26 protein-coding genes and 1 pseudogene are annotated in these 26,528 nt (G+C 64.0%); 15 read left to right on the forward strand and 12 right to left on the reverse strand.

All coding sequences use genetic code 11. The features are described 5' to 3' along the window. Positions 1-4 precede the first annotated feature (4 nt). From I6F37_RS17115 to I6F37_RS17125, 3 genes are read right to left on the reverse strand one after another with little or no spacing between them, the layout of a single operon-like run. Positions 5-712 carry an ABC transporter ATP-binding protein gene (locus I6F37_RS17115; protein WP_225152079.1) on the reverse strand — a complete coding sequence of 236 codons (708 nt, stop codon included), beginning with the start codon at positions 710-712 and terminating at the stop codon, positions 5-7. A 48-nt stretch (positions 713-760) separates the two neighbouring features. Beyond that, complete coding sequence (locus I6F37_RS17120; protein WP_225152081.1) at positions 761-1,435, reverse strand: isoprenylcysteine carboxylmethyltransferase family protein; 675 nt, start codon at positions 1,433-1,435, stop codon at positions 761-763. Continuing rightward, complete coding sequence (locus tag I6F37_RS17125) at positions 1,435-1,689, reverse strand: DUF2933 domain-containing protein (protein ID WP_036026429.1); 255 nt, start codon at positions 1,687-1,689, stop codon at positions 1,435-1,437. The genes I6F37_RS17120 and I6F37_RS17125 overlap by 1 nt, the downstream gene beginning before the upstream one ends. 181 nt (positions 1,690-1,870) lie before the next feature. On the opposite strand from I6F37_RS17125, the gene I6F37_RS17130 reads away from it, so the two are divergent. Then, on the forward strand, positions 1,871-2,116 hold the full coding sequence (locus tag I6F37_RS17130) for a hypothetical protein (protein WP_036014203.1): 246 nt from the start codon (positions 1,871-1,873) through the stop codon (positions 2,114-2,116). 147 nt (positions 2,117-2,263) lie between these two features. On the opposite strand, the pseudogene I6F37_RS17135 reads toward I6F37_RS17130, so the two are convergent. The 3 genes and pseudogenes from I6F37_RS17135 to I6F37_RS17145 all read right to left on the reverse strand — a co-directional run bounded on the left by I6F37_RS17135 (position 2,264) and on the right by I6F37_RS17145 (position 5,391). Continuing rightward, positions 2,264-2,675 (reverse strand): annotated as a pseudogene (locus tag I6F37_RS17135) (SRPBCC family protein). A gap of 428 nt (positions 2,676-3,103) precedes the next feature. Beyond that, positions 3,104-4,057: a tetratricopeptide repeat protein gene (locus I6F37_RS17140; RefSeq protein ID WP_225152083.1), complete on the reverse strand. Its 954-nt coding sequence runs from the start codon at positions 4,055-4,057 to the stop codon at positions 3,104-3,106. A gap of 143 nt (positions 4,058-4,200) precedes the next feature. Beyond that, positions 4,201-5,391, reverse strand: coding sequence for a serine hydrolase (locus I6F37_RS17145; RefSeq protein ID WP_225152085.1), 1,191 nt, complete (start codon positions 5,389-5,391; stop codon positions 4,201-4,203). 305 nt (positions 5,392-5,696) lie between these two features. Here I6F37_RS17145 and I6F37_RS17150 point away from each other — a divergent pair, with 305 nt between their 5' ends. From I6F37_RS17150 to I6F37_RS17160, 3 genes are all read left to right on the forward strand, one after another. Then, positions 5,697-6,917 (forward strand): MFS transporter, encoded by a 1,221-nt coding sequence (locus I6F37_RS17150; RefSeq protein WP_036014207.1) that lies wholly within the window; start codon positions 5,697-5,699, stop codon positions 6,915-6,917. A gap of 190 nt (positions 6,918-7,107) precedes the next feature. Continuing rightward, complete coding sequence (locus I6F37_RS17155; RefSeq protein WP_036014208.1) at positions 7,108-8,055, forward strand: ABC transporter substrate-binding protein; 948 nt, start codon at positions 7,108-7,110, stop codon at positions 8,053-8,055. Positions 8,056-8,137: 82 nt separating this feature from the next. Continuing rightward, on the forward strand, positions 8,138-8,599 hold the full coding sequence (locus I6F37_RS17160; RefSeq protein ID WP_036014210.1) for a GNAT family N-acetyltransferase: 462 nt from the start codon (positions 8,138-8,140) through the stop codon (positions 8,597-8,599). A gap of 895 nt (positions 8,600-9,494) precedes the next feature. Here the strand turns inward: I6F37_RS17160 and I6F37_RS17165 are convergent. Together I6F37_RS17165 and I6F37_RS17170 are read right to left on the reverse strand one after the other, a co-directional pair. Then, complete coding sequence (locus I6F37_RS17165; RefSeq protein ID WP_162131183.1) at positions 9,495-9,659, reverse strand: helix-turn-helix domain-containing protein; 165 nt, start codon at positions 9,657-9,659, stop codon at positions 9,495-9,497. A 246-nt stretch (positions 9,660-9,905) separates the two neighbouring features. Beyond that, a complete protein-coding gene (locus I6F37_RS17170) occupies positions 9,906-12,113 on the reverse strand; it encodes a bifunctional diguanylate cyclase/phosphodiesterase (protein ID WP_225152087.1) in 2,208 nt (735 codons plus the stop codon). Positions 12,114-12,523: 410 nt separating this feature from the next. On the opposite strand from I6F37_RS17170, the gene mepA reads away from it, so the two are divergent. The 4 genes from mepA (at position 12,524) to modC (ending at position 16,048) form a co-directional block, all read left to right on the forward strand. Beyond that, positions 12,524-13,468 carry a penicillin-insensitive murein endopeptidase gene (gene mepA / locus I6F37_RS17175; protein ID WP_225147220.1) on the forward strand — a complete coding sequence of 315 codons (945 nt, stop codon included), beginning with the start codon at positions 12,524-12,526 and terminating at the stop codon, positions 13,466-13,468. A gap of 366 nt (positions 13,469-13,834) precedes the next feature. Next, entirely contained in the window at positions 13,835-14,620 is a 786-nt protein-coding gene (gene modA, locus I6F37_RS17180) for a molybdate ABC transporter substrate-binding protein (protein ID WP_225152089.1), read from the forward strand. Between the two features lie 67 nt (positions 14,621-14,687). Then, positions 14,688-15,383 carry a molybdate ABC transporter permease subunit gene (gene modB, locus I6F37_RS17185; protein ID WP_225114603.1) on the forward strand — a complete coding sequence of 232 codons (696 nt, stop codon included), beginning with the start codon at positions 14,688-14,690 and terminating at the stop codon, positions 15,381-15,383. A gap of 2 nt (positions 15,384-15,385) precedes the next feature. Further along, positions 15,386-16,048 (forward strand): molybdenum ABC transporter ATP-binding protein, encoded by a 663-nt coding sequence (gene modC / locus I6F37_RS17190; RefSeq protein ID WP_036014214.1) that lies wholly within the window; start codon positions 15,386-15,388, stop codon positions 16,046-16,048. 15 nt (positions 16,049-16,063) lie between these two features. Here the strand turns inward: modC and I6F37_RS17195 are convergent, their stop codons facing one another. Further along, entirely contained in the window at positions 16,064-16,324 is a 261-nt protein-coding gene (locus I6F37_RS17195) for a PepSY domain-containing protein (RefSeq protein ID WP_036014215.1), read from the reverse strand. 136 nt (positions 16,325-16,460) lie between these two features. Then, entirely contained in the window at positions 16,461-18,254 is a 1,794-nt protein-coding gene (locus tag I6F37_RS17200; protein WP_225127050.1) for a potassium/proton antiporter, read from the reverse strand. Between the two features lie 208 nt (positions 18,255-18,462). Between I6F37_RS17200 and I6F37_RS17205 the strand changes: the two genes are divergently transcribed. The 5 genes from I6F37_RS17205 (at position 18,463) to I6F37_RS17225 (ending at position 24,496) form a co-directional block, all read left to right on the forward strand. Beyond that, the gene (locus I6F37_RS17205; protein WP_036014217.1) at positions 18,463-19,779 is read left to right on the forward strand and encodes a mechanosensitive ion channel family protein; all 1,317 of its coding nucleotides are present in this window, start codon (positions 18,463-18,465) and stop codon (positions 19,777-19,779) included. 120 nt (positions 19,780-19,899) lie between these two features. Then, a complete protein-coding gene (gene map, locus I6F37_RS17210; protein ID WP_036014218.1) occupies positions 19,900-20,718 on the forward strand; it encodes a type I methionyl aminopeptidase in 819 nt (272 codons plus the stop codon). Positions 20,719-21,091: 373 nt separating this feature from the next. Next, entirely contained in the window at positions 21,092-22,354 is a 1,263-nt protein-coding gene (locus I6F37_RS17215; RefSeq protein ID WP_051057161.1) for an adenylate/guanylate cyclase domain-containing protein, read from the forward strand. A gap of 132 nt (positions 22,355-22,486) precedes the next feature. Then, positions 22,487-23,116: a RadC family protein gene (locus I6F37_RS17220; RefSeq protein ID WP_225152091.1), complete on the forward strand. Its 630-nt coding sequence runs from the start codon at positions 22,487-22,489 to the stop codon at positions 23,114-23,116. Between the two features lie 138 nt (positions 23,117-23,254). Beyond that, positions 23,255-24,496, forward strand: a complete 1,242-nt coding sequence (locus I6F37_RS17225; protein WP_225152093.1) for a site-specific integrase — start codon at positions 23,255-23,257, stop codon at positions 24,494-24,496. Here the strand turns inward: I6F37_RS17225 and I6F37_RS17230 are convergent. Together I6F37_RS17230 and I6F37_RS17235 are read right to left on the reverse strand one after the other, a co-directional pair. Beyond that, positions 24,468-25,049 (reverse strand): hypothetical protein, encoded by a 582-nt coding sequence (locus tag I6F37_RS17230; protein ID WP_225152095.1) that lies wholly within the window; start codon positions 25,047-25,049, stop codon positions 24,468-24,470. The two genes, I6F37_RS17225 and I6F37_RS17230, sit on opposite strands and share 29 nt — an antisense overlap. Further along, the gene (locus tag I6F37_RS17235) at positions 25,049-25,585 is read right to left on the reverse strand and encodes a hypothetical protein (protein ID WP_225152097.1); all 537 of its coding nucleotides are present in this window, start codon (positions 25,583-25,585) and stop codon (positions 25,049-25,051) included. The genes I6F37_RS17230 and I6F37_RS17235 overlap by 1 nt, the downstream gene beginning before the upstream one ends. Before the next feature lie 305 nt (positions 25,586-25,890). Here I6F37_RS17235 and I6F37_RS17240 point away from each other — a divergent pair, with 305 nt between their 5' ends. Beyond that, positions 25,891-26,163 carry a hypothetical protein gene (locus I6F37_RS17240; protein ID WP_225152099.1) on the forward strand — a complete coding sequence of 91 codons (273 nt, stop codon included), beginning with the start codon at positions 25,891-25,893 and terminating at the stop codon, positions 26,161-26,163. A gap of 188 nt (positions 26,164-26,351) precedes the next feature. After that, a complete protein-coding gene (locus I6F37_RS17245) occupies positions 26,352-26,507 on the forward strand; it encodes a hypothetical protein (protein WP_225152101.1) in 156 nt (51 codons plus the stop codon). Positions 26,508-26,528 lie beyond the last annotated feature (21 nt).

The following is a 26,528-nucleotide window of genomic DNA, read 5'->3' on the forward strand; positions in this document are numbered from 1 at the left end:
GTCGTCACCAGGTGAGCTCGGCGGCCTCCCGCCGGGCCTCGTTGGTCCGGATGCGGGAGATGCGACCGTCGGCGAAGAACAGCACTCGGTCGGCGACCTCCTGGATGCTGGCGTTGTGGGTGATGATGACTGTAGTGGTCCCGAGCTGCCGGTTGACGCCAAGCAGCGCCTCGATGACGCGGATGCCGGTCTTCGAATCCAACGCCCCGGTCGGCTCGTCGCAGAGCAGCACCGCCGGCCGCTTCGCGATCGCGCGGGCGATGGCGACGCGCTGCTGCTCGCCGCCGGAGAGCTGGGCGGGAAAGTGATGCATCCTCGCTTCGAGTCCGACCAGCGCGAGGGCGTCGGCCGGCCGCATCGGATTCTTGGCGACTTCGGTGACCAGCGCGACGTTTTCGTAGGCCGTGAGGCTGGGCACCAGATTGTAGAACTGGAAGACGAAGCCGACGTGATCGCGGCGGTACTTCGTGAGTTCGCGGTCCTCCTGGTCCGTTAGGTCCAGATCGCGGAAGAACAGCCGGCCGCTGGTCGGACGGTCGAGGCCGCCCATGATGTTGAGCAACGTCGTCTTGCCGCTGCCGGAGGGGCCGAGCAGCACGACCACTTCCTTCTCGGGAATGTCGAGGTCGACCTCGTTGAGGGCATGCACCATCACCTCGCCGGAGACATAGATCTTAGTCAGCGCCTTTGCGGTGAAGACGGGAACGCTCATTGACGTCCTTTAAAGCTAGCGCCGTTTGCAGGCATCTCCTCGCGAAGGTCAGCCGTGACGATAGCCGCCAGAAGAGCTATGACCGGATCGCCGGTTGAGATGGGGAATGAAGGCCGGCACCTGCGCGGCATACCGGGCATAGGCCTCGCCGAACTCGCTCCGGGCCTCACGCTCCTCGTCCCTGGCGAGCTTCACGTACATGACGGTCAACACCGGAAACATCGCCAAGGTCAGAATCGTCGGCCATTGCAACAGGAAGCCGAACATCACCAGCACGAAGCCGACATATTGCGGATGCCGGACGTAGCTGTAAGGACCGGTGGTGGCGAGGCTCCGGGTCTGCTGCGCCTCGTACAGCGTCCTCCAGGCGAGGGAGATCAGGATGAACCCGGCGCCGATCAAGATGAAGCTGACGACATGGAACGGCCCCGTGTGGGGATTGGTCTTCCAGCCGAACATCATCTCGAGCAGATGACCGGCGTCGTGCGAGAACCAGTCGACGTTCGGGTAGCGCGACTGCAGCCAACCCGACAGGAAATAGATGGTGAGCGGAAAACCGTACATCTCCGCGAACAGCGCCACCAGGAACGCGCTGAAGGCGCCGAAGGAGCGCCAGTCGCGCGAGGTCTGCGGCTTGAAGAAGCTGTAGGAAAACAGGATGAACACCGCCGAGTTGACGGTGACGAGGCTCCAGAGGCCGTAAGCAGGCGGAATGTCGTGCATCACGCGCTCCTCGAATCGTTTGGCCGGCCGCCACCGTGACGGTGACCATGGCCGCCATGCATGAAGAAATGCATCAGCGGACAGGCAAGGAGCGGCAGCCAGACCAGGAGCCCCAGCACGTGAGCCCTGTGCTCGCTGAACAGCAGCACGCCGGCGATGGCCAGGAATCCGATCAGGACCAGGCCAGCCTTGGCTCTCATGGACATGCCCGCGGCATGCCGCTGTCGATAAGCGGAATGATCCTGCACCGGCATGGGCGCGCTCCTCTCAATCCCCGCAGCATAGGAGCACCGCCACCATCGCTTTTGACGCAGATCAAAGGCTCGCGGGAGCTGAGCGCGCGAGACAATTAGCAACCGATCGTACCTTGAGATTCGTCAAGACCGACGTTGCGCCGATGCGTATCGTGGACCTTCGCAACCTGGAGGACCGAACATGATCACCAAGACGCTTCTCGCCACAATCGGCATTGTTTCCCTGCTGGCCGTACCCGCCACGGCTCAATCCACCGACAAGGAAAAGAACGGCCATCACTACAGCGGCGGACCCAAGACAGAAGTTCCGCACCACATGGGCAAGAAAGAAAAGACCGGCACCTCTGCCAACGCTCAATCAGGCGGTCATCACTACACGGGCGGCCCCGGCACGTCGTCGCCTCATCACATGGGCAACAAGAAATAGTTCGATCTTAGCGGCACGCGAAGGCAAGAAGAAGATGCGGCAATTCGGCAAGGTCGACATGCCGCAGGAAGCTTCATGGCCGCGCTGAAGCATGGCACCTGCATCGCAGCGTGTGCGATGCAGGCATCCACGTTCGCTGCTAATCGATCACGATTTCCTCTTTGCCTCGACGTATCGCGCAAAATTGTCGAGGATCGCCTGCCAGCCGCCCTGCTGCTGTTCGACCGAGTGCGGTTTCGGCGTCGAAGACGACACCGACGACAACACTCTTCGGGCCGGGCACGAACTCGACCTCGGCCTTTCGATCGCCGAACGCGTATTCGATCCGCTTGTGTTCGACGATCTTGGTGTAGGTGCCGGCGAAGTCGAAGCCGATGCTGCCGTCCTTGGCCTCCATCCGCGACGAGAAGGCGCCGCCGTCCCGCAGGTCGACCGTCGCACTGGTCGTATGCCAGTCGTCGGACGCGGCATTCCACTTCACGATGTCGGCTGGCGTCGTATAGGCACGCCAGACCTGATCGATCGGGGCGGCTACGCTGGTTTCGACAGTGATCCTCATGGGCATTGCTCCAGTTGCGACTTTGACGCTCGAGTTGACGGAATCTCGCCACGTGTGCCGGGTCCATTTCCAGCACGTCCGCGACGTGTCGACCCAAGGACGATCGAGACCGGCTCACGCCGACATGGTCCGGCGTCAATGTGCAAAAAAGTTGGAGAAGTTGTGGTGTGGGCAAGCGAAGTGTGCCTGCGCGCACGCCTCGTCCTTCGAGACGACGCTGACGCGTCTCCTCAGGATGAGGCTCATTGGGCGTCGGTGCCTGTTGAAACTGCTGCCGCGGACTCCGCCCTCATCCTGTGAGGAGACTGCTCAAGCGGGCGTCTCGAAGGATGGCCGCAGGGAAAAACTCTCTAATGCGATAGCCCTGCCCGCCAGCTTCGCTCTTCGGGCTGCGGCGGACAAGTCGCACTACCATCCTGCGCTGCTCGTCAGATCGGCCTCGTCTTCCCTCGGATGGCCATCGACCGCTTCAGGGCCTGCTGGGCATCGGCATAGCGGCCTTGATACTTGTAGAGACCGGCGAGGTTTTCCAGAACGCCGGCGAGATCCGGATGGTCAGGGCCGAGGGTTTTCTCGAAAGTGGCCGCCGACCGCTTGAACAGCCGCTCGGCCTCCGCGTTACGGCCCTGGCGCCCATAGAGCGCAGCCAGATTGTTCTGTGCCTGGGCGATGTCGGGATGATCCGGGCCGAACGCCTTCTCGGTCACCGCCATCGACCGCTTCAGCAGCCGCTCGGCATCGGCATAGCGATTGCGATTGATATAGGCGTCGGCCAAATTGTTCATCAGCACCGTGGCTTCGGGGTCGTCGGGACCGAGCGCCTTCTGCAGCACGGCGAGGCCTCGCTTGAACAGCGGTATAGCCTCATCGTATCGGCCCTGATGGCTGTAGACAGCGCCCAGATTGCTCAACGCCATCACGATCGATGGATCACCGCTTTTCTCGTGAATGGCGATCGACCGCTTGAGCACCGGCTCCGCTTCGGCGTAACGCTCTTCCGCACGGTAGAGATCGCCGAGATTGTTCAGCACCATCGCGACTTCGGCATGATTCGGACCGAGTGTCTTCTCGTCAATGGCCAGCGCGCGCTTGTACAGCGGTTCGGCAACGGCGTATTGGCCGAGATTGTAATGGATCGTGCCGAGGTCGTTCAGCGGCATCGCGACGTGCGCATCATCGGGGCCGAACTCCTTCTCGCGAAGGGCCAGCGACTTCTGGGCCAGAGGCAGTGCTTCCATGTACTTCCCGGCCCGATAAAGCTGCTTCATCTGCCGGGCCAGCGTGCCCGCCTCGTCCTCTTCGGCATGGGACGGCACGCCGAACGACAGGCTCAAGGCGAGCGCTGTGACTGCGACGCAAATCGATGCTGTCAAGGTCCTCATCGCGCCTTCCCTCGTCGCGGCTATTGGGACTTACGCGCCATTGGTGCTCCCGGAAGCCGGACAGGTTCAATGCAACCGCGGCTTTCCGACGCGACCGACCGCGCCAGCGCGGCTGTATGCCATTGGCAGGCATCAGCAATTGATCATTGCCCGAGCTGCTGCAGCACAGCAGACCACAACGCGAGCGGCTCCCTGAAGGCTCCGGGTTCGTTCGGCTTCTGGCGAACGGCCGTGTGCACCATGACGAGCTTGGAGGCGGGATCGACCAGGATGAGCTGACCGCGAATGCCGATGAGGGCAAATCGGCGCTGCTCGCCGGGGAGGAGCCACACCTGATAGCCGTAGCCGAAATAGCGCGTGGCCACGCGCGGAGCGAGATGACCCTCCTCTGGCCTGACGGTCGTGGCATCCAGCAGCCACTGCCGGGGGATCAGCTGCCGGCCTTCCCAGGCGCCGTCATGGGCGAGCAACCGGGCCAAGCGCGCATAATCGCGCAAGGTCGCGTTGAAGCAGCAATAGGCGATCTCCTGCCCGCTGCCGTCGATCACCCAGGAGGCGTCCGCCTCGGTGCCGATGGGGTCCCAGATCCGGTCGTGGAGATAGTCAGCGACCGGCGTGCCCGTGGCGGCGCGCAGGACCAAGCCGAGTATCTCCGTTTCAACGCTGGCATAGTGGAATTTGGTGCCTGGCGGCGCGGTCCGCGTGTTGAACTGCGCGACGATGGCGGCGGGATCTTTCGGCGGGCCGGCGAACAAGGCCCGCCCAAGCCGGGCGATGTCGTCGTTCCCGTCATAGACTTCCGAGAATTCGACGCCCGACGACATGTTCAACAAGGCGCGGATGGACGTGTTGCCATATTCAGTACCGGCAAGGCCGCCGACATAGGTCGAGACAAGGTCGTCGATCGACTTGATCCGTCCCTCCGAGACCGCGATCCCGACCAGCATGGCCACCAGCGTCTTGGCCATGGACTGCGAGACAAAGCGGTGATGGTCGGTCCGCGCATATTGATAATGCTCGTAGAGGATGGTGTCGTCCCTGGCGATCAGCAGTCCCGTCACCGGATTGCGCCTGAGGTAGTCCGCGATGCCGAGCTTTTCGGTGCCAAAACTGTAGGTGACCTGTGGCTCCGGCGCGCGCTTGAATTGCCAGGGCGTCGTCGCGCGAGCGACCCGGCGCGAGGGATAGATCTCGCCGAAATGGCTGTAGCTGCCGACGAGCTTGTCGAGCGGGGGAGCGGCTCCGCGCGTGCCGACCGGATAGCCCTCAGCCGCACCGTAGAGCTCGGCATCGGGACCGCTATCCGAAAAGACCGGTCCCGGCGCGGCGGGCACGCTTCGGACGTCCTGCGCGCACGCCAGGGGCGACCAGACCGCGGAAGCAAAAATGACGGGCAGGAAAAGCCGGCGGCACCCGCGCGGCCTAAACGACGCTCCCCAGTTCATTGCACTTGCCTCCCCGCACGTTGGTGGGTGTGCGCTTCACGAGAACAACATCGCAGGCTGGTGACGCGCGGCATGCTATCATTGCGGGCGGGCCGTGTCAGCCTGCGGTGGCAACCCGCCTTGCTCTCGCCCCGCGGATCAGTCACCATCCCTGCCGCGCACCATCAACAAGAGCAAAAGCGCCAAGGAAACGCATGAGCAAGCCGTCACGCTTCGACTATGGCTGGGTCGTTGTCGCCGCGGGCGCGCTGATGACCTGCATCGGGTTCGGCACGATGCTGTCGCTGGCGGTGTTCCTGCAGCCGATCTCGGAGGCGATGGGCTGGTCGCGCGCCGGGGTGTCGGCTGCCGCGACGCTGGATTTCCTCTTTATGGGATTCGCCGCATTCCTATGGGGCACGCTGTCGGACCGGTTCGGCACCCGCATCGTGGTGCTCTCGGGAAGCGTTCTGCTGGGACTAGGTCTCGTCACCGCGAGCCAGGCAGCAAGCCTGTGGCAATTCCAGCTTTGCTTCGGCGTGCTGATCGGCATCGCGGTGGGCAGCTTCTACGCGCCAATGATGGCGCTCGCGAGCGCCTGGATCGAGAAGAACCGCAGCCTCGCCGTGGCGCTGGTCTCGGCCGGCATGGGCGTGTCGCCGGTGACGGTCGCGCCGGCCGCGAGCTGGCTGATCACGGCGTATGATTGGCGCACCGCAATGCTGACGATTGGCATCGCTTCCTGGGCGCTGTTGATCCCCGCCTGCTTCCTGGTGCGTCCGGCGCCGGCAGCCGCGGGCTCCGCGACCACCGACGCGGCGCCGGCGGCCGAGATGAACGCGGCGCAGGCATTGCGCACGCCGCAATTCATCGCGCTCGCAGCGGCGCATTTCGCCTGCTGCGCGGCGCATTCCGGCCCGATCTTCCACATGGTGTCCTATGCGATGGTCTGCGGCATCGCTCCGCTCACGGCGGTGACGGTCTATAGCGTCGCCGGCGTCTCAGGCCTCGGCGGACGCCTGCTGCTGGGCGTGCTGGCCGATCGCATCGGGGCGAAACCGGTCCTTGTCGGCGGGCTGTTCGTGCAGGCGATGTGCATCGCGACCTATCTGGCCGTGGCGCAGCTCGGCGAGTTCTACGCGCTCTCGGTCGTGTTCGGCCTCGCCTATGGTGGGGTGATGCCGCTCTATGCGGTGCTGGTCCGCGAGTTCTTCGGCCCGCGCATTATGGGCACGGTGTTCGGTGCCGTGTCGGCCTTCGCCAGCCTCGGCATGGCGCTCGGGCCCTGGGCCGGCGGGATCGTGTTCGATACTTTCCAGCAATACACCTGGCTGCACGCCGGCTCCTTCGCGATCGGGCTTGCGGCGGTCGCGGTGGCGCTGAGTTTTCCGACGCGGCGCAGGCCATCGCTCGATCTTAGCCGCGCGACGGCGTGACACCGGACAGTGGCGAATACCGGATCTGACTTTGCATAAATGTAAGTTTGATGGATTTCGCCTCCCTCGGTCATCCTACTTCCTGCCTTCTGGCACCGATTATCTTCGTGTACCATTGCCCTTGTGATCAGATCGTTCTGGCATCGCGAGAGGCCAAATGAGGCGGCGGACGTTTCTGAGCTTCTTGGGAATGACGGCGATATCGGCGCGCGAAGCCTTGGCCCAAAAGCGCGTTCCGGTCGTGGGATTCGTCGGATTTGCCACGCCGGAAATCGACAATGCGGTGCTCGTTCCGTTCCGGAAGGCGCTGGCCGAGCTGGGTTACGTGGAGGGCCGCACCATCGTCATCGAGGCCCACTCGACGGCCGGCGATGTGTCGCGGGGCCTTGCATTGATCGACGACCTCGTGGCCAGACAGGTGGACGTGCTGCTTTCGCCCGGCCCGGCCGCAGCACGCGCGATCATCAGGAAAACCAATATTCCCGTCGTCGCCGTGGCGCTGCCTGCGGTGCAAAGCGACCCTGAATTGTTTCAGAGCCTCGCGCGGCCGGGCGGCAGCCTCACCGGCTTCGCCGCGTTCGGCGAGGAGATGTCGGCCAAGCGCATCGAGATGATCCGGGAGATCCTGCCCTCGCTGAAGCGGATCGGCGTCTTGAACAATGCGACGGACCCGACCTTCAGCGCCTGGGGCGCGCAAACCATCGAGGAAGCACGACGCGCCGGGCTCGAACCGGTGCGCCTCGGACTGACGAGCGCATCGCCGGCGGCGGTTGCCGAGCAATTCAACGTGCTCGCGGGCGCCGGCGGCAACGCCGTGATTGTCATTCGCGACTACATGACCGCCGCGATGCAGGACGCAATTTGCCGTATCGGCATCGACATGAAGATCGCCGTCATCGGCCAGCAGAAGGAGTTCGCGCATGCCGGCGCTCTGATCAGCTATGGCGCCGACATCGGCGACCTGTTTCGTCGCGCCGCGGGCTATGTTGATCTGATCCTGAAGGGACAAAAGCCGGCAAATATGCCAATCCAGCTGCCAACCAAATTCGAACTGGCCGTCAATCTCAAGACCGCGCGGGCGCTTGGCGTGACGATCCCGCCCACCATCCTCGTGCTGACGGACGACGTGATCGAGTGACGGGTCGTTGAAAATCCGCCGATTACCGCGCCGTGAGGCGGGCTCAAATCCAGTCATTCGCGAAGCTTCGGCGGAGCAGTTCATGGAATGCAGCATCCGGCCCGCGCTCGACGATGACGCCGCGGCCATCAGCGCGGTCATCTTGCGTGCGCTGCGCGAAACGAATGCGAAGGACTATACGGCGGAGATCATCGCGCGGATCGAGCCCAGCTTCGGCCCGGATGCCGTGCGCCGGCTGATCGGGCAGCGTACCGTTTTCGTCGCCACGATCGGCGGCCGCCTGGTCGGAACGGCAAGCCTCGACGGAAGCGTCGTCCGCACAGTCTTCGTTGCTCCGGACGTTCAGGCCCGCGGGATCGGCAAGCTGCTGATGGCCGAGATCGAGCGCACGGCGCGCGAGCGGAACATTCCGTCCTTGACGGTCCCTTCATCGGTCACTGCAGAGACCTTCTATGCGCGACTGGGGTTCAATGCCGTGCGCGACAGCTATTATGGGGACGAACGCACGATCATCATGGAGCGGGTGCTCATCGAGCGGACCTAGACCTGGTCCACACCATGGCAATCGCCGCGGAGAGCCCGACGCGTGGTGGTAGTTCGAGCTCTTGCGGAACCCATCGCCGACGGACGGGCGCGAGTATCTCGCCGTTCTTGCCAGTTCTGATTAGTAAGCACGAAGCCTGATGGTCCGGTCTCGATCTACCGATACGAGCTGAATTGCGCCAGTTGTGTTCGATGCGCGATTTGTAGCCGCAACGAAAGTCGAGTCGCGCTTCGAAAAGTGGAAATTAGTTTTGCGACATAATCGTAATGACTCCGACGCAAAAAAAGAAAATAGGGTGCAATCAACAAGAATATAATGGGAGGAGCAGATGGATACTGCGGGTCGCCTGCGCGCGATGGCATTATTGTGCCGTCAGACAGCCGCGCGTCATCCGGATCGAGGTTGGAAACTACTCGCGGAAGCTGAATATTGGGAGCACTTGGCCAATGATGCGCCGCTCGAGCATGTCGACCATTGCTCGGTTCGCTCACCGCTTCACCGTGAGCACGCTATGATACAATCGGCCACGGCCGACGCGAGGTGAGAGCGAAACAGAATAATTTGTTAGCTTCTGTGTGCCTAACCTGAAGAGTGCCGCCCACCGCCGATGCGGCACATTGGAATGGGAATGCCGGCCCCGGCTGTTACCCCATCCTGCGGCTGGGGCCGTTTTGAACTTTCGCAGCATCGTTCAAACCCGATCCACAACCATGCTCAGAAGCATCGCTATAGCGCTCTTCGGAAAAGGCATCTTGTCTCGGCTCGATCGAGCGCTCTCCCATGGTCGCAATACTGAGGCTGCGCCCAGCCTTGTGCGGGACATCGGCCGAGGCTTCGGGCTGTAGGGCGCCGTCCACGCGCCTCGTCGATCAGGCAGCGCCTGCCCTACCGGCGACTATTTCTTCAACAATATTCCTTTCGCTCGCGCCATTCGCCTGACTGATCCGGCGTGGCGGCCCAGTTCGGCGGCAATCTTCGATACCCCAATGCCCTGCCGGGCCAGCGTGACCAGCCGTCGAACCTCCTGCTCGGCCCATTGCTTCGGCTTCGGTGACTTCATGGTGCGACCCCACGACCGCACGACTTAACGACGGCAGCTGACGGTCCGCACTTGGGAAATTTACGGGTGGCGCGCCCGGGCCATTATCCGTCCGAACCTCCAAACGGAAATTGACCGACGCCGCGCTGTCATGCGCCCCGGCCTTTGGCCTCGTTGTTGAGGCAGATCAAGGCTGCTGGCGCCGGGCAAGGCGGGAGAGGCCGATGGGCGAAGCGGTACGTTCTTAGATATCGTGGAGGCGAGCGGTCACGCCACCAGCGCGGCATCCTCGTCGCCGTCGATGCCGCGCTGTGCGGCCAGCAGGCTGACGATCTCCGCATTCGGCCGGGCCTTGCTGAACAGGAAGCCCTGGCCCTCATGGCAGCCTTCGGCGCGGAGGCAGCTGAGCTCGGCTTCGGTCTCGACGCCTTCGGCGGTGATGGTGACGCCAAGGCCCTTGCCGAGGCTGACGATCGAGCGGATGATCGCCTGGGCCTCGCGGTTGGCCGCGAGATCGCGCACGAAGGACTGGTCGATCTTGATCTTGTCGAACGGGAAGCTGCGTAGGTAGCTGAGGCTGGAATAGCCGGTGCCGAAATCGTCCATGGAGATGCGCACGCCGAGCGCGCGCAGCGCATGCAGCGTCGCCAGCACCTGCGCGCTCTTCTCCAGCAGCAGCGTCTCGGTGATCTCGAGCTCGAGCCGGCGCGGCGCCAGGCCGGAATGCTTCAGCGCGTCAGTAACCATCGAGAGCAGATTGCCGCTGCGGAACTGGAGTGGCGACAGGTTGACCGCGACGCGGACGTCGTCGGGCCAGGCCGCGGCGTCGAGGCAGGCCCGGCGCAGCATCAGCCCGCCGAGCGGATTGATCAGGCCGGTGTCTTCGGCGACCGGAATGAACTCGGCCGGCGACACCATGCCGCGCTCGGCATGCAGCCAGCGCACCAGCGCCTCGAAGCCGGTGATGCGGCCGCTCGCGAGGTCGATCAGCGGCTGGTAGTACGGCCGCAGCACGTCATTCTGGATCGCATCGCGCAGCTCGACCTCGATCTTGCGGCGGCTCTGCGCCTTCGCATCGAGCGCGGCCTCGAAGAAGGCGAAGCTGCCACGCGCATCCAGCTTGGCGCGCGACAGCGCCATGTCGGCGCTCTTGAGCAGCTTTTCGGAATCCTCGCCGTCGCCCGGCGCCATCGCAATGCCGATCGAGGCACCGATCACCACGGAGTGACCGTCGAGCAGATAGGGATCGGCAATGGCCGCAAGGAGGCGTTTTGCGAGACCCACCGCATCTTCCGGCCGAGCCAATCCGCTCTGCAGAACCGCGAACTCATCGGAATTGAGCCGGGCCAGCCCATCCTCGTCGCGCAAGGTGGAACGCAGCCGCTTGGCGACGCCGCGCAGCAGCTTGTCGCCGACCGCGTGCCCCAGCGTGTCGTTGACCGCCTTGAAATTGTCGAGCCCTAGTATCAGCAGCGCGACCTTCTCGGAGCCGCGGCGCGTGTGCAGCAGCATCTCGTCCATCTGCTGCCGCAGCAGGCTGCGATTGGGCAGACCGGTCAGCCCGTCATGCTGGGCCATGAAGGCGAGTCGCGCCTCGGCGCGCTTGCGCTCGGTGATGTCCATCAGCGCGAGCAGCACCGCGGGCCGCTCGGCATAAGTCAATTCGCGGGAATAGATCGCAAGGTCGATCAGCCCACCGTCGGCCTTGACGTGCTTCCAGGTGCGGCCGGCCTGATCCTCGCCGGTCCCATCGACGGTCCAGGGCGGCTCGCTTTCGAACGCCTGCAAAGACCGGATCTTCAATCGCTCGAACTCGGCGCGGCTGTAGCCATAATGCGCGACCGCGGCATCGTTGACGCCGAGGATGCGCTCGTCGTCCAGCGCGCAGACGATCATGGGCACGGGATTGCCGTCGAACAGCAGGCGGAACGAGGCCTCGCGCTGCTTGAGCTCGGTGATATCGACGCGCAGGCCGACGACGCCGCCGTCATCGGTCAAGCGCTCGTCGATCAGGATGACGCGGCCGTCCGACAGCTTCTGCTCGTGGCGCGCGCCGGGCTTGTAGAGTTTTTGCAGGCGCTCTGCGATCCAGGCTTCTTCATTGCCGATGGCCTCGGGATAGTCGCCGCGGGCGACGCCGATGCGCAGCGTGTCCTCGAGCCGCGCGCCCTCCTCGAACAGATCGGCGGTCTTGCTGTAGATCTCGGCGTATTTCCTGTTCCAGAGGACGTAGCGGCCTTCGGCGTCGAGAAACACGATGCCCTGCGGCAGGATGTCGATGGCCTGGCGCAGGCGCTCATGCGACTTGCGCGCCTCCGCGATCGCGGCTTCCGCCTCGGCACGGCTGCGCAGGATTTCGTCGTGTTCGGAAAGGGCACGGTGCGCGCACGCGAAGCGCGGCTTGCGCGCCTTTTGGCCGGCGCGGGCAAGCGTGCTTTGCTTTCGCTTTCTTGTTCTTCGAGACCCCAAACTCAACTTCACTCGTCCCAGTCGCGTCCAGCGGCCGCAAGTTTTGAGGCAAGTGTCTGAAAAAAAAGTAATCTTAGCCAGCCGCGGTCCGCGCGCGGCGCGCTTACTGCCTGTTTGCGCGGCGTGGCGGGCGGCGGCAGGCGCCATCAGACTGAGTGCGGCGCCGCAATCAATGAGCGATCTGGCGCAAAATTGCGCGCGCGCCTGAATCGGTTCCGAAATTGCGCGCGATTGCATGCGAACCGCAATATTTTCTGCGCGCTGCGCACGAATTTTGGTCAATGCAGGATACGGTTATTACACCCTTAAGAAACGGCGGGTCGAGACGCGATTCGGGGCGCGCTGCGATGAGCCGGCGGCGGGCTCGTCGCCTCGTTCTTAACCCTGGTGCAGCATTGGGTTATAAGAGCGTCAGCATGAGTCGCCGCGGCATCACCCTCCTCCTGCTCTCGTTCGTCTGCCTGGGCGCCGGTGGCGCGCTGGCCCAGGACCGTGGCAGCATCAACCCGAAGCCGCTGCCGCCGCTCGCCAATCCCAACGACCCCGATCTCGCCGCCAAGGAATTGTTCGCGCGCAAGCTGCTGCCATCGAAGGGGCCGGCCCACGTCATCGGCTCCTACACCAGGGGCTGCATCGGCGGCGCCGCGCAGATGCCGGTCAACGGCGACAATTGGCAGGTGATGCGGCTGTCGCGCAATCGCAGCTACGGTCATCCCGACATGATCGCGCTGATCAGGCGGCTTGCCGCGAAGGCGCACAAGGACGCAGGCTGGCCCGGCATCCTGGTCGGCGACATCGCCCAGCCGCGCGGCGGGCCGGCGCTGTCAGGCCATGCCAGCCACCAGATCGGTCTCGACGCCGACATCTGGCTGACGCCGATGCCGGACCGCCGGCTCTCGCGCGAGGAGCGCGAGGAAATGTCGGCGGTGATGATGGTGCGCCAGGACCGGCTCGACATCGACCCCAAGGTGTTCACGCCAGGCCACGTCCTGGTGCTGCGCGCCGCGGCGCGAGAGCCCGCCGTGCAGCGCATCTTCGTCAACGCCGCGATCAAGAAGGCGCTGTGCCGCGAGGCCAAGGGCGACCGCGCCTGGCTGTCGAAGATCCGCCCCTGGTGGGGCCACGACTACCACTTCCACATCCGCATGCACTGCCCGGCCGGGGCCGGCGAATGCGAGGGCCAGCCGTCACAGGCCGAGGACGAAGGCTGCAAGCCCGCCGATCTCGCCTACTGGTTCTCCGATGCGGTGCTGCACCCCAAGCCGCCGCCCGAGCCGCCCAAGCCGAAGCCGCCGATGACGCTTGCGCAGATGCCGGCAGCCTGCAAGGCGGTGCTGCATGCAGGGGATGTGAAGCCGTAAGGGCTCGCCCACGGACGTCGTCCCGGGGCGCGAAGCGAGCCCGGCACCCATAACCACAGGGAGTGATACTTGCGCGAAGCAGGTCACTCCGAGTCTTCGCCCGACGCAATCCTGTGGTCATGGATCCCCGGCTCGCGCTACGCGCGCCCCGGGATGACGAACTCGCCGGCCCGATAGAAGCTGGCCGACAAACGGCCGGCTTTGACCTGCGGCTACGGCCTGCTATGTTTGCACTGCGATATCCTCGCCGGCCGTAAGCCGTCGCTAGGGACCGTGGAACAGCGCGTCCGCCCGTCGCATCTGACCAGCCAACGCCAGATTTCGCGCGTGCAACCTTGCGCGCGCGAGCCCGCACGGAGCGCATCCATGTTTCGTCTATCAGGACTTTTCACCGCCTTCGTCATTCTCGCCAGCACGGCCGTCGCGCCCGCCGCGGCCGAGGACAAGACCATCACCGTGTTCGCCGCCGCCTCGATGAAGAACGCGCTGGACGAGATCGACGCCGCCTACACCGCCAGGACCGGCGTCAAGTTCAGCGTCAGCTACGCCGCTAGCTCGGTGCTGGCCAAGCAGATCGAGCAGGGTGCGCCGGCCGACGTGTTCGTCTCGGCCGACACCGACTGGATGGACTACGCGATCGCCAAGAAGACCATCAACGAGCCTTCCAGAGTGAATCTGCTCGGCAACAGCATCGTGCTGATCGCGCCGAAGGATTCCAAGATTGACAGCGTGACGATCGCGCCAGGTTTCGATCTCGCCAAGCTCGCCGGCGACGGCAGGATCGCGACCGGTGACGTCAGGTCGGTACCGGCAGGCAAATACGCCAAGGCAGCGCTGGAAAAGCTCGGGGCCTGGCAGGCCGCGGAGCCGAAATTCGCCATGGCCGAGAGCGTGCGCGCCGCGCTGACGCTGGTCGCCCGCGGCGAGGCTGTGCTCGGCATCGTCTATTCCACCGACGCCAAGGTCGAGCCGGGCGTGAAGATCGTCGGCACCTTCCCGGCGGATTCGCATCCTGCGATCGTCTATCCGGTCGCGGCGACCAGCACTGCCAAGCCGGAGGCGAACGGCTATCTCGCCTTCCTGCGCTCGGCGGCGGCCAAGGCCATCTTGGAAAAATACGGCTTCAAGTTCCTGATCAGCCCCACAACCTGATTGTTGCGACCTGATTCCTGCAAACCTGATTTTGCAACCTGTTTCTGCGACCTGATATGACGGCTTGATGTTCGACATCTCTCCCGCCGAATGGACGGCGATCCTGCTTTCGCTCAGGGTCGCCGTCATTGCCACGCTGGTCGCGACGCCGTTCGGCATTGCGCTGGCGTGGCTGCTCGCGCGGCGTGATTTCTGGGGCAAGTCGGTGCTCGACGCACTCGTGCATCTGCCCCTGGTGCTACCGCCCGTCGTCACCGGTTATCTGCTGCTGCTCAGCTTCGGTCGCAAAGGCCTCATTGGCAGCTTTCTCGCCGACCATCTCGGCATCGTCTTCGCGTTCCGCTGGACCGGTGCTGCGCTCGCCTGCGGCGTGATGGCGTTTCCGCTGCTGGTGCGGCCGATGCGACTGTCGATCGAGGCGATCGACCGCCGGCTTGAGCAGGCTGCGGAGACCCTCGGCGCAGCGCCGTGGAAAGTGTTCTTCACGGTGACGCTGCCGCTGGCGCTGCCGGGCGTGCTCGCCGGCATGGTGCTGGGCTTTGCCAAGGCGATCGGCGAGTTCGGCGCCACCATCACCTTCGTCTCCAACATTCCAGGAGAGACCCAGACGATTTCGTCCGCGATCTATTCGCTGATCCAGACGCCGGACGGCGATGCCGCTGCGGGAAGGCTCGTGATCGTCTCGATCGTGCTCGCGATCGGTGCGCTGATCGCGGCCGAATGGTTCGCCCGCCGCGCCACGCAGCGGCTGCACGGGAATTGACCATGCTGCGCGTCGACGTCGAAAAACAGCTCGGTGAATTCTCGCTGTCCGCTTCCTTCAGCAGCGAGGGGCGCGTCATCGGGCTGTTCGGCGCCTCGGGCGCCGGCAAGAGCTCGCTGGTCAACATGATCGCCGGCCTGCTGCGGCCCGATCGCGGCACCATCGCGATCGACGGCGAGATCGTCGACGACACCGCGGCCGGCATTCACGTGCCCACTTACCGCCGCCGCATCGGCTACGTGTTCCAAGATGCGCGGCTGTTTCCGCATCTGAGCGTGGCGCAGAACCTCGACTACGGACGGCGAATGAACGGGCTTGCGCCCGATCCGGCGCAGCACAAGCGCATCATCGACCTGCTCGACATCGGCGCGCTCAGGGATCGCCGTCCCGGGAAGCTGTCCGGCGGCGAGCGCCAGCGCGTCGCGCTCGGCCGCGCGCTGCTGTCGAAGCCGCGCCTCCTGCTGCTCGACGAGCCGCTCGGCGCGCTCGACGAGGGCCGCAAGCTCGAGATCCTGCCCTATCTGGTGCGGCTGCGCGACGAGGCCAATGTGCCGATGGTCTATGTCAGCCACGACGTCGCCGAGCTGCGCCAGCTCGCGACGCAGATCGTGATGCTCAAGCAGGGGCGGGTGACGTCGTTCGGCGGGGTGAAGGTGCTGACGTGATCGGGCCAACCCCCGCTACCAGCCGCGGTCGACGTTTCGCACTTCGCCGGTCCGGGCATCCACATCGACCTCGATCCAGCGGCCGGCGCGGTCGCGGCCCTCAATCTGCCATTCGTCGCCGAGGAAGTTCGTGTGCGACACCGTCGCAACGCCAAGATCGGTCGCGACGTCAAGCGCAACCTGCATCGAGATCTGATCGCCGGTGTCGTAGGCCATAGCCGGCGCCGCTGCGCCCAGCACGAGGACAGTCGCGATCGGAAGGGCGAACTTTCGCATTGGCGTACTCCTGTCAGTCCAAACTTCTATACAGCTTAGAACGAGAGGCAATGCGGAGCGTTCCGGATCCGGATGTCACGAAGCCGCGCAAAACTTCGGCGGTTGCGGCGATTTGGTGGCAGTTCCTCTTCGCAAGTCAAACTCCGGCGACCGAAGTCCAGACATCGGCGAGCTTCTTTCTCACCGCCTGCGCGCGGGTCAGCGGCGGCGGCGTTTCGTCTTCTTCCGGCAGACGCAGGCCGACGACGTTGACGCGGCCGCCGGAGATTGATCGTGCGACCAGCACGATCTCGTCCAGCGGCAGCTCGGCGCCCTCTTTCGGCGCGTGGTCGAGATGGACGTCGAAATAATCTGCCAGGGTCAGCTTGCCGTCGTCCTCGCCGACCTTCACACCGTAGATCGCGGCGAGCTCGGCGAGCGTGTGCTCGCCGGAGACCATGAAGTCGCCGAGCAGATGCGGATCGGGCGCGGTGCTCGGCTGCATGTCGACGAAGAAACGGTCCAGCGCTTCGGCCTTTTCCGGCGGCGCCAGCAGATAGATGTAGTCGCCCGGTGCGATTGGATCGGCCTCCGTCGGCGTCAGGATGTGCTCGTTGCGGATCACCAGTGTCGGCTTGGACCAGGACGGGATCAGGCCGCGGCGGAAATACAGGCTCTTGGGCCGCACCGGATAGCCGACCAGCTGCTGCTCGAGCTGGCCGGGCAGATCGAGCTCGACGCGGCGGGGGCCGCGGTCGGCACGGGGCAGCGCCACGTGCAGCTTGCGCGCGGCCGGCGCCAGGGTCCAGCCTTGCAGCAGAAGCGAGATGATGACGACGACAAAGGCCACGTCGAAATAGAGATAGGCCTTGGGCAACCCGACCAGCATCGGGATCGAGGCCAGGAAGATCGCGACCGCACCGCGGAGGCCCGTCCAGGCGATGAAAATCTTCTCACGCCAGTTGAAGCGGAACGGCGACAGGCACACGAACACCGCGAGCGGGCGCGCCACCAGCATCAAGACGAGCGCGACGGCGACCGCTGGCAGCACGCTGGAACCCAACCGACTCGGCGAGACCAGAAGGCCGAGCAGCACGAACATCACGATCTGCGCCAGCCAGGTCGCGGCGTCGAGGAACGTCACCACCGAATTATGCGCGCGGGTCGGCCGGTTGCCGATGATGATGCCGGCGAGATAGACCGCGAGGAAGCCGGAGGCGTGCATGATCTGCGAGCCGCCGAAGATCACGAGCGCGGCCGTGGTCACGAAGGGCGCATGCAGGCCCTGCGGCAGGGCGACCTTGTTGAGCGCGATGACGACGAGGCGGCCGCCGAGCACGCCGACGACGGCACCCAGCACCGCCTCCTGGATGAACTCCATCAGCACATGGCCGGGCGAGCTCGATCCCAGCGATATGTATTCCACCAGCATCAAGGTGAGGAAGATCGCGAAGGGATCGTTGGTGCCGGATTCGGCCTCCAGCGTCGCGCCGACGCGCGGGCGCAGACGCAGGCCCTGGGTGTGCACCAGCAGGAATACGGCGGCAGCGTCGGTCGAGGCCACCACCGCCCCGACCAGCAGCGACTCCGACCAGTTGAGGTCGAGCGCATATTTGGCGAACGGCGCCGTGACCAGCGCGGTCAGCAGCACGCCGACTGTCGCGAGCACCACGGACGGCGCAAGCACGGTGCGGATGCTGGCAAAGCGCGTGCGCAGGCCGCCGTCGAACAGGATCAGGGCGAGCGCGACGGAGCCGACCAGATAGGTGGTGCGGACGTCGTCGAACTGAAGCTGACCTGGGCCGGAATCGCCGGCGAGCATGCCGATGATGAGGAAGACGAGCAGCAAGGGCGCGCCGAAGCGCAGCGCCAGCAAGCTGGAGAGGATGCCGGCCATGACGAGGACGGCGCCGAGCAATATGGCGAGACTGACGGAATCGAGAGAGGCCATCCACCTTCCGGGTAAAAAATCGCTGGAATTTCATCCTTATCGTTGGTGGACTCGCGCGCCAACCCATTTTCGCGCTTCGCGGCAATCTGCCCGTGTTTTACGGCCTTAACGCGCTTCACTTCACGGTGTATCGATGGCCCGGCCGCGTCCTTTGTGGGATTGTCCGGCGCCCTCGAATCAATTCCTCCCCGCTTGCCGACGAGACCCGATGGACATGGACCTCAAAGACTTCATGGAGCTCGTGCAGACCACCGCACGCAGCGTCGGGGCAGAATTCTCCTCACCCTGGTTCTACCTGCAATTCGGCCTCATCCTGGCCGCCGCCGGCATCGCCTATGCCGCGGAGGCCGCTATTCGCAGCCGTGTCGACCTGACCTCGCTGGCGATGCGCTGGCCGCTGCCGCTCCGGCATTTCGTCCGGGTCATGGTCGCCAGCGCCTCGACGGCGGTGTTCACGCTGCTCGTGATCGTCTCGCGCGTGGTGATGTATCACGCGACCTGGCCGAGCCGCTCCTATCTGCTGATGGTCGCAGCCAAGCTGGGTTTCGCCTGGCTGGTGATCCGGCTCGTGACCTCGGTGCTGCGCAACGCCTTCATCGTCAAGCTGGTGTCGATCACGGCATGGTTCATCGCCGCGCTCTCCATCGTCGGCCAGCTCGATGCGACGGTCGACCTATTGGATTCCTTCGCGATCGTGCTCGGCGGCCTCAGGCTGACCCCCCTCCTGGCGCTGAAGGCCGGCGCGCTGCTGCTGATCGCGCTCTGGCTCACCAACATCGCCAGCAATTTCGCCGAGAGCCGGATCAATTCGACCACCGACCTGACGCCGTCGGTGCAGGTGCTGCTGGTCAAGATCATCCGCATCGGGCTGCTCACGGTCGCCATCGTGATCGCGCTCGGCGCGGTCGGAATCGACCTGTCGGCGCTCGCGGTGTTCTCCGGCGCGGTCGGCGTCGGCATCGGTATCGGCCTGCAGAAGATCGTCGCCAATTTCATCTCTGGCATCATCCTGCTCGCCGACAAATCGGTGAAGCCCGGCGATCTCGTCACCATCGGCGACAACACCGGCCGCATCAGCGCGATGAAGACGCGCTATATTTCCGTCGCTGCCGGCGACGGGCGCGAATTCCTGGTCCCGAACGAGGATCTGGTGACGCAGAAGGTCGTCAACTGGACCTATACCGACAAGAACACGCTGGTGAAGATCGCCTTCGGCACCAATTACGACGCCGACCCGAAGCTGGTTTGTACGCTCGCCGCCGAGACCGCCGCCGCTCATCCGCGCGCGCAGAAGGGCAAGCCGCCGACCTGTCTCCTGACCGAGTTCGCGGAAGCCGGGATGAAGTTCTCGCTGACCTTCTGGATCGCCGACCCCGACGGCATGGACAAGGTCAAGAGCGACGTGATGCTGGAGCTATGGGACGCCTTCAAGCGCGAGGGCATCCGGGTTCCCTATCCCGTCCGCGAAATCCGCATCCGCGGCGGCGCCCTGCCGGTGGAAACCGCCGTGGAAGTGCCGAATTAGGTCACTTTCACCCCCCAAGCAGGCCCTTCGGCTTGCATGAAGCCTGCCAATCATTAGATTGGGGCCTGAAATCAAGCCTTTCCACCGACATCGAGATCAGCCCGAGAAGACCTGACACGCATGAGCTACGTCGACGCCACCGAGACCTCCCTGCGCAAGACCGGACAGATCAAGCTGCACGGGCCTGCCGCCTTTGCCGGCATGCGCAAGGCGGGCGCGCTGGTGGCCAGGTGCCTGGACGAGCTCACCGACATCGTCGGGCCGGGCGTGCCGACCTCCAGAATCGACGAATTCGTCCGCGACTTCGCCTTCAGCCATGGTGCCTATCCGGCGACGCTGATGTATCGCGGCTACCGCTACTCGACCTGCACCTCGCTCAACCATGTTGTCTGCCACGGCATGCCCGGCGACCGTCCGCTGAAGGAGGGTGACATCGTCAACATCGACGTCACCTTCATCGTCGACGGCTGGTATGGCGATTCCAGCCGGATGTATGCGATCGGCCCAATCGCCCGCAAGGCGGAGCGGCTGATCGAGGTGACCTATGAAGCCATGATGCGCGGCATCGCCGCGGTGAAGCCCGGCGCCACCACCGGCGACATCGGCCATGCCATCCAGAGCTTCGTCGAGCCGCAGGGCATGAGCGTGGTGCGCGATTTCTGCGGCCATGGTTTGGGGCGCATGTTCCACGACGAGCCGAACATCATCCATATCGGCCGGCCCGGCGAGGGCGTGCAGCTCAAGCCCGGCATGTTCTTCACCATCGAGCCGATGATCAATCTCGGCAAGCCGCACGTGAAGATCCTGTCCGACGGCTGGACCGCGGTGACCCGCGACCGCTCGCTGTCGGCGCAGTTCGAGCACTCGGTCGGCGTGACGGCGACCGGCGTCGAGATCTTCACGCTATCGGCGCGGCACGGCGAGAAGCAGATCGGGTGAGCCCGGTGCGTCAGCTATTGCTAGCGGCGGCCCCCTTTGGCGGGTGGCGATTCTGCCTTTGCGCACCAACGCGTCGAGGACGCGCTTACTGACCTAGGCCCGAGTCCGGGTCTCGGTTGATCGTCCCAGATCTTGCCTTCGCCAGAAGGCCCCGCACAACAGCGCTGAGACGCACGCGACGGGCAACAGGCGGCCGACGTCGAGGTGAAAGCACGTGCATGATAGGAAAAGCATGACCACAATCACGTCGGTTTCGCTGACTGCGCAGGGAGTCGCACCTTTCCATGATCCGCCTCCGGTGTTCTAATGCAGGCGTCTTGACTGGGCATGGAGATATGGTCATGGCGGGTTCTGTCGAGCGGTGGCGGACGACATGAAGATCTACCTGCCGGACAACGAGCAGGCGCGGCAGCAAGCCCTCGAAACCTATCGCATTCTCGATACGCCGCCGGAGATCGCCTATGATGAACTGGCGGACTTGGCGGCGCAGATCTGCGGCTGCAGCGCCGGGCTGCTGACCTTCCTCGACGACAAGCGACAATGGCTCAAGGCCAAGTGCGGCCTGCCGCCTGACCTTACGCACGTGCCCAAGGAGATCTCGATCTGCCAGGCGACGATCTGCCATGACGATCTCATGTATGTGCCTGACCTCACGAAGGATCCGAGGTTCAGCGATTCGCCGTTGGTCGCCGGCGAGTTCGGGCTGCGCTTCTATTGCGGCATGCCGCTGATCAGCGAGGAGGGATACGCGCTCGGAACGCTGTGCGTCATCGATTTCGAGCCGCGCGAGCTCAGCTTCGAGCAGCAAGAAGCAGTGCGGCGGATCTCGCGTCAGGCCGTGGCTCAGCTCGAGCTCAGACGTAGACTCCGCGAGCGCGACGAGATGCTGGCCGAGCTCGACAAGGCGCGCGCAATGGCGGAGGCGGAGCGGAGCAAATCAGATGCGCTCCTGCTCAACATCCTCCCCCCTGCGATCGCCGAGGAGCTCAAGGCCAACGCGAAGGTGCGGCCGCGCTTCTACCAGTCGGTCAGCATCCTCTTCGTCGATTTCGCCGACTTCACCCGGCACGTCGAGGCGATCGAGCCGGCGCAGGTCGTGCACCAGCTCGACGAGTACTACAGCACGTTCGACGAGATCATTGCGCGCCATCGGCTCGAAAAGATAAAGACCATCGGCGATGCCTATCTCTGTGCCGGCGGCCTGCCCGAGATCAACCGGACGCACGCTGTCGATGCCGCGCTGGCGGCGCTCGAGATTCAGGACCTGCTCGCCAAGGCGAACCGTCAGCGCGAACGGCTGAGGCTGCCGCTCTGGATGGCGCGAATCGGCATCAACACCGGCCCGGTCATCGCTGGCGTCGTCGGAACGCGCAAGTTCAGCTACGATATCTGGGGCAACGCGGTGAACGTCGCCGCGCGTCTGCAGGCGGCCGCCGATCCCGGACGGATCAACATTGCCGAGGCGACCTGGAACCTGGTCAAAGCGCGCTTCACCTGCGAACCGCGCGGCAGCATCGAGGTGAAGGGCAAGGGGCCCACCCCGATGTACTTCCTCGATCGTATCAGGCCGGACCTGGCTGCCGATCCCGCAGGCGTCGTGCCCAACGATAGCTTCTGGCGTCACCAGGGCCCATGATCGCCAGCTGAGACGAAGGGCGGGAAAAACGGTCGGCTGATCATCATCCGCTTCATGCCGGAAGCGCACCTATGCAAGGCGCGCGCAATTGACGGTTGCAAAAACCACCATCCCCGGCAATGCTGGCGGCCGATGCCCGCCAAGCCGGACCACGACAAGAGCAGACCTGACGACACGCCGCACTATCACGGCCATCGCGAGCGGCTGCGCGAGCGCTTCTATAGCGCGGGCGCGGATGCGCTCAGCGATTACGAGCTGCTCGAGATGGCGCTGTTTGCCGCGCTGCCGCGGCGCGACACCAAGCCGCTGGCGAAGACGCTGATCAAGACCTTCGGCTCGTTCGCCGAGGTCGTGCATGCGCCAGTGGCGCGCTTGCGCGAGGTCGAGGGGGTCGGCGAGTCCGCGATCAACCAGCTCAAGCTGATCGCCGCGGCCGCGCATCGCGTTGCCAAGGGCGAGGTCAACAGCCGCAACGCGCTGTCATCCTGGAACGAGGTGATCGCCTATTGCCGCACAAGCATGGCGTTTGCCGACAAGGAGCAATTCCGCCTGCTGTTCCTGGACAAGCGCAACCAGCTGATCTCCGACGAGGTGCAGCAGACCGGCACGGTCGACCACACCCCGGTCTACCCGCGCGAGGTGATCAAGCGCGCGCTCGAGCTGTCCGCGACCGCGCTGATCCTGGTGCACAATCACCCGACTACCCCCCTTCGCGATCACGCTTGGTCACGCTCGATACCTTTGAAACACCTATACAATTAGTACTTCTAGCGCATTGCGCACTGGGGGCGGCCATGGCAAATTGGGAGCGGTTAGAGGGGTAGAGCACGGCCTTCCGACCCCAGCAAACGATCCCCGTTTCTCCCCGACCGATCCCAGTTGCGGAACAGAAAAAACGCCATGCCAAGCCTGACCGACACCGCGATCCGACACGCGCTGAGGCGCGTCGAGCTCAACCGGAAACAAGAAAACCTCGCAGATGGTGAAGGCCGAGGTACCGGCCGACTCGTCCTCGTCCTCAAGCCGATGCCGAAGCGCGTGACCGCCGACTGGATGGCGCAGCAATGGCGGGACGGCAAACGTGCGAAAAAGAAGCTCGGCGCTTATCCATCCACGTCCTTGGCTCAGGCGCGCGAGATCTTCAAGCGCGACTACGCCGATGTGATCCAGAAGGGTCGGAGCATCAAGATCGCAACAGACACCCGCCCCGGGACCGTCGCTGATCTGTTCGAGGGCTATGTCGCGTCGCTCAAGGCCGCCGCCAAGCCGTCCTGGAAGGAGACAGAGAAAGGCCTTAACAAGATCGCCGACACGCTCGGGCGCAACCGACTCGCGCGCGAAATCGAGTCTGAGGAGATCGTCGAGCTTATCCGACCGATCTACGAGCGTGGCGCCCGCTCGATGGCGGATCACGTGCGATGTTACATCCACGCGGCATATAGTTGGGGGATGAAATCGGACAACGACTATCGGAACACATCCCCGCGCCGCTTCCGTATCCCATACAATCCGGCCTCGGAAATTCCGACCGAACCCAAGGTCCAGGGCACGCGCTGGCTCAACGAAGAAGAATTCGTTCAACTCTATCGCTGGCTGGAATGCCCCGATACGCCGGTTCATCCCTCCTATCCTCGCGCTGTGCAGCTGATCATGCTGACCGGTCAACGCGTCGAGGAAATCGCGCGCTTGCATGTCGATCAATGGGATGCGCCGGAGAAGATCATCGACTGGTCCAAAACCAAGAACCTTCAGCCGCACGCCGTCCCAGTGCCGTCGATCGCCGCCGAACTGATTGCGTCGATCAAGCCAAATGAGTACGGCTGGTTCTTTCCCTCAGCGAAGGACCCATCCAAGCCCGTGAGCCACGGTACGCTCTATAGCTTCGTTTGGCGCCAGCGAGACCGCGGCGTGATCCCATATGCAACAAACCGGGACCTCCGGCGAACGTTCAAGACTCTGGCCGGCAAGGCTGGCGTGTCGAAGGAAATTCGAGATCGTCTTCAAAATCATGCGCTGCAAGACGTCAGCTCTAAGAACTACGACCGCTGGCATTACATGCCTGAGAAGCGTGCCGGTATGGCAAGATGGGACAAGTTCGTCCGCTCTATGCTCACTAAGAAGCGCTTGAAAGCAGCGGCATGACCAAGCGCCCCTCCGGGCCCGCGGCTCCGCGAAAGGGCGCGCGACCGGCGACCGAGATCGACGCGCAGAGGCGCACGTCCTCGCGCTCTACATCGTCCAGCAGCGTGTCATGGTCTTCTCGGGCCACTTCGAGAGCCCTGGCAGCCTCACACAGAGCGGCCAGGCGGCGCTGATATTCCTGGCGCACCGTGTCGCAAACGACCTTGCTCGCCGCGTCCCGCGCTTCATCAATACGCCTGCGCAAGATTTCCGTGGCGGCCTCAACGTTCGCCATCTCCGTTCCGACTTCACGCAGCTTCTTCGAAAGACCGGCCACGCTGGCTTCCGTGTTGTCCCCGAGCAGCTGAGCCACAGCTATCGAAGGATGTTTGCCGCCCGCCGCTTTGGCCACCTCGATCTCGCGCCGGAGCAAGCCGCGCTCGGTGTTCAACTCGCCATAGCGAGTTTGCAATTCCACCTGTTTCGCCAGAAGGCTGGCGTATTCGCTGGAGCTATCAGTCAAGCTCGGCACGACATAAGTGTCGGCGGGTTTCTTCGCTTTCAAAGGCGCCATCAGGCAACAACCTTTCCAAACAGTGCATCAAGAATATCGGCAAGCGCGGCGACCGGAATCGTGGTGGCCGTCCGGTGACCACCTTTCGCCCAATGCCCGGCGTTTGCCCCAGGCTGGCGGAATCGCACGACTCGGCCCTCTGGGCGCTCGATCACGATTTCCGGCCACGACCGGGTAAAGCTAATGAAGGAATGCCGCGCCTGGCCTTCGCCCGCCCGCGCCAAACTGACTTCGACAGCAATGGCATCGGCCGCATTCCATCGAAAACCGTCGGGAGCATCGTCCGCAATCTGAGCACCAACGGGTGTCAATGCTCCGTAGGTATCGACAGACGTTTCTGCCTGGCGAAGCTTTGGCGAGGTTGCTACGGCCACGATCAAGCGCAGGACGTCGTCCTCGCCCAATTCTGGGGACCGTGCGGGACCTCCGGACGGGATCTTCCCTGCCTCGCTCAGCCGGCGAGCCACGTGTTTAACTCTCGCAGGATCAAAGCCAAGGGCATTGACCGCGGCGAGGACGTTGGCGAGTTTCGCCACGTTTTCTACTCCTCAATGAAAAATGTCGATTAGGTGGTTGCGGAAAAAGCCGACTGGCGGCTGACGGCTCTCGGCCGTGGAAAGAGATGCGCGGGGATCGAACCCGCGCGAGTGGGGCACGTCACGTCGGGGCAGAAAATCTGCCGCTAAAGACTAAAGGGATTGGAGGGCTTGCGAGCGTACATGCCTGAGCCCCCCTGAATGTGGAGCCCCTGAGGGAGTGGATGGCGGAACTCTGTTGAACCTGGAATAAGAGATCGCTGTCGATGTAGGAACGTTGGCGGCGCCTCCGGATTCACAACCGTATGCCGCGTTATTATTTTGACTATCGCGACGACGCGAGCCTGTGGACTGATGACTCCGGCGAGGAACTGCCAAACCTCGAAGCGGCCGAAAAAGCTGCGTTGGTTGCGCTTGCCGACGCGGCGCGCGACATGGCGCTCGCCGGCAGACAAGGCTCCCTGTCCATCCAGGACCGCGACGAATCCGGCATTTTGCTGCAAGGAGCGATGTTCCTGAAAACTGCCGCCAATCATCGGGTGGTCGCTGTGGACGCCGAACGACGATCCCTTCCTTGACGCGCCGGTGACCAGATATCCGCCAAGGCAATCAGCTACATTGCGGCCGGACTGATCGTTCCCTCAATTCTTGCAGAGACAATGCCATTGTCGCCGTGCTAGCGTTCGGCATCACCGCACGGCTCGTGGCCTCTATCGGTGACTGAGAGCCGCAATGCTCCCGCCTTCTAAGGGATAGGGAGACGGCGATGGGAAACGAGGCAGGGCCTTTTTCAGAGACTGAGCTGACGATTGTGGAGCGCTATAAGCGTGCCGCGCGTGAGGACATGGACGGTCCCGAACTCCTCAAGTTGCTCAAAGAGGTGGAGGACGAGATGAAAAGACGTGGACTCCGAGATCTTTAAGGCTCTGCAATCCTGAGAGGA

The organism is Bradyrhizobium sp. NBAIM08 (assembly GCF_020193935.1).
Classification (GTDB): domain Bacteria; phylum Pseudomonadota; class Alphaproteobacteria; order Rhizobiales; family Xanthobacteraceae; genus Bradyrhizobium; species Bradyrhizobium yuanmingense.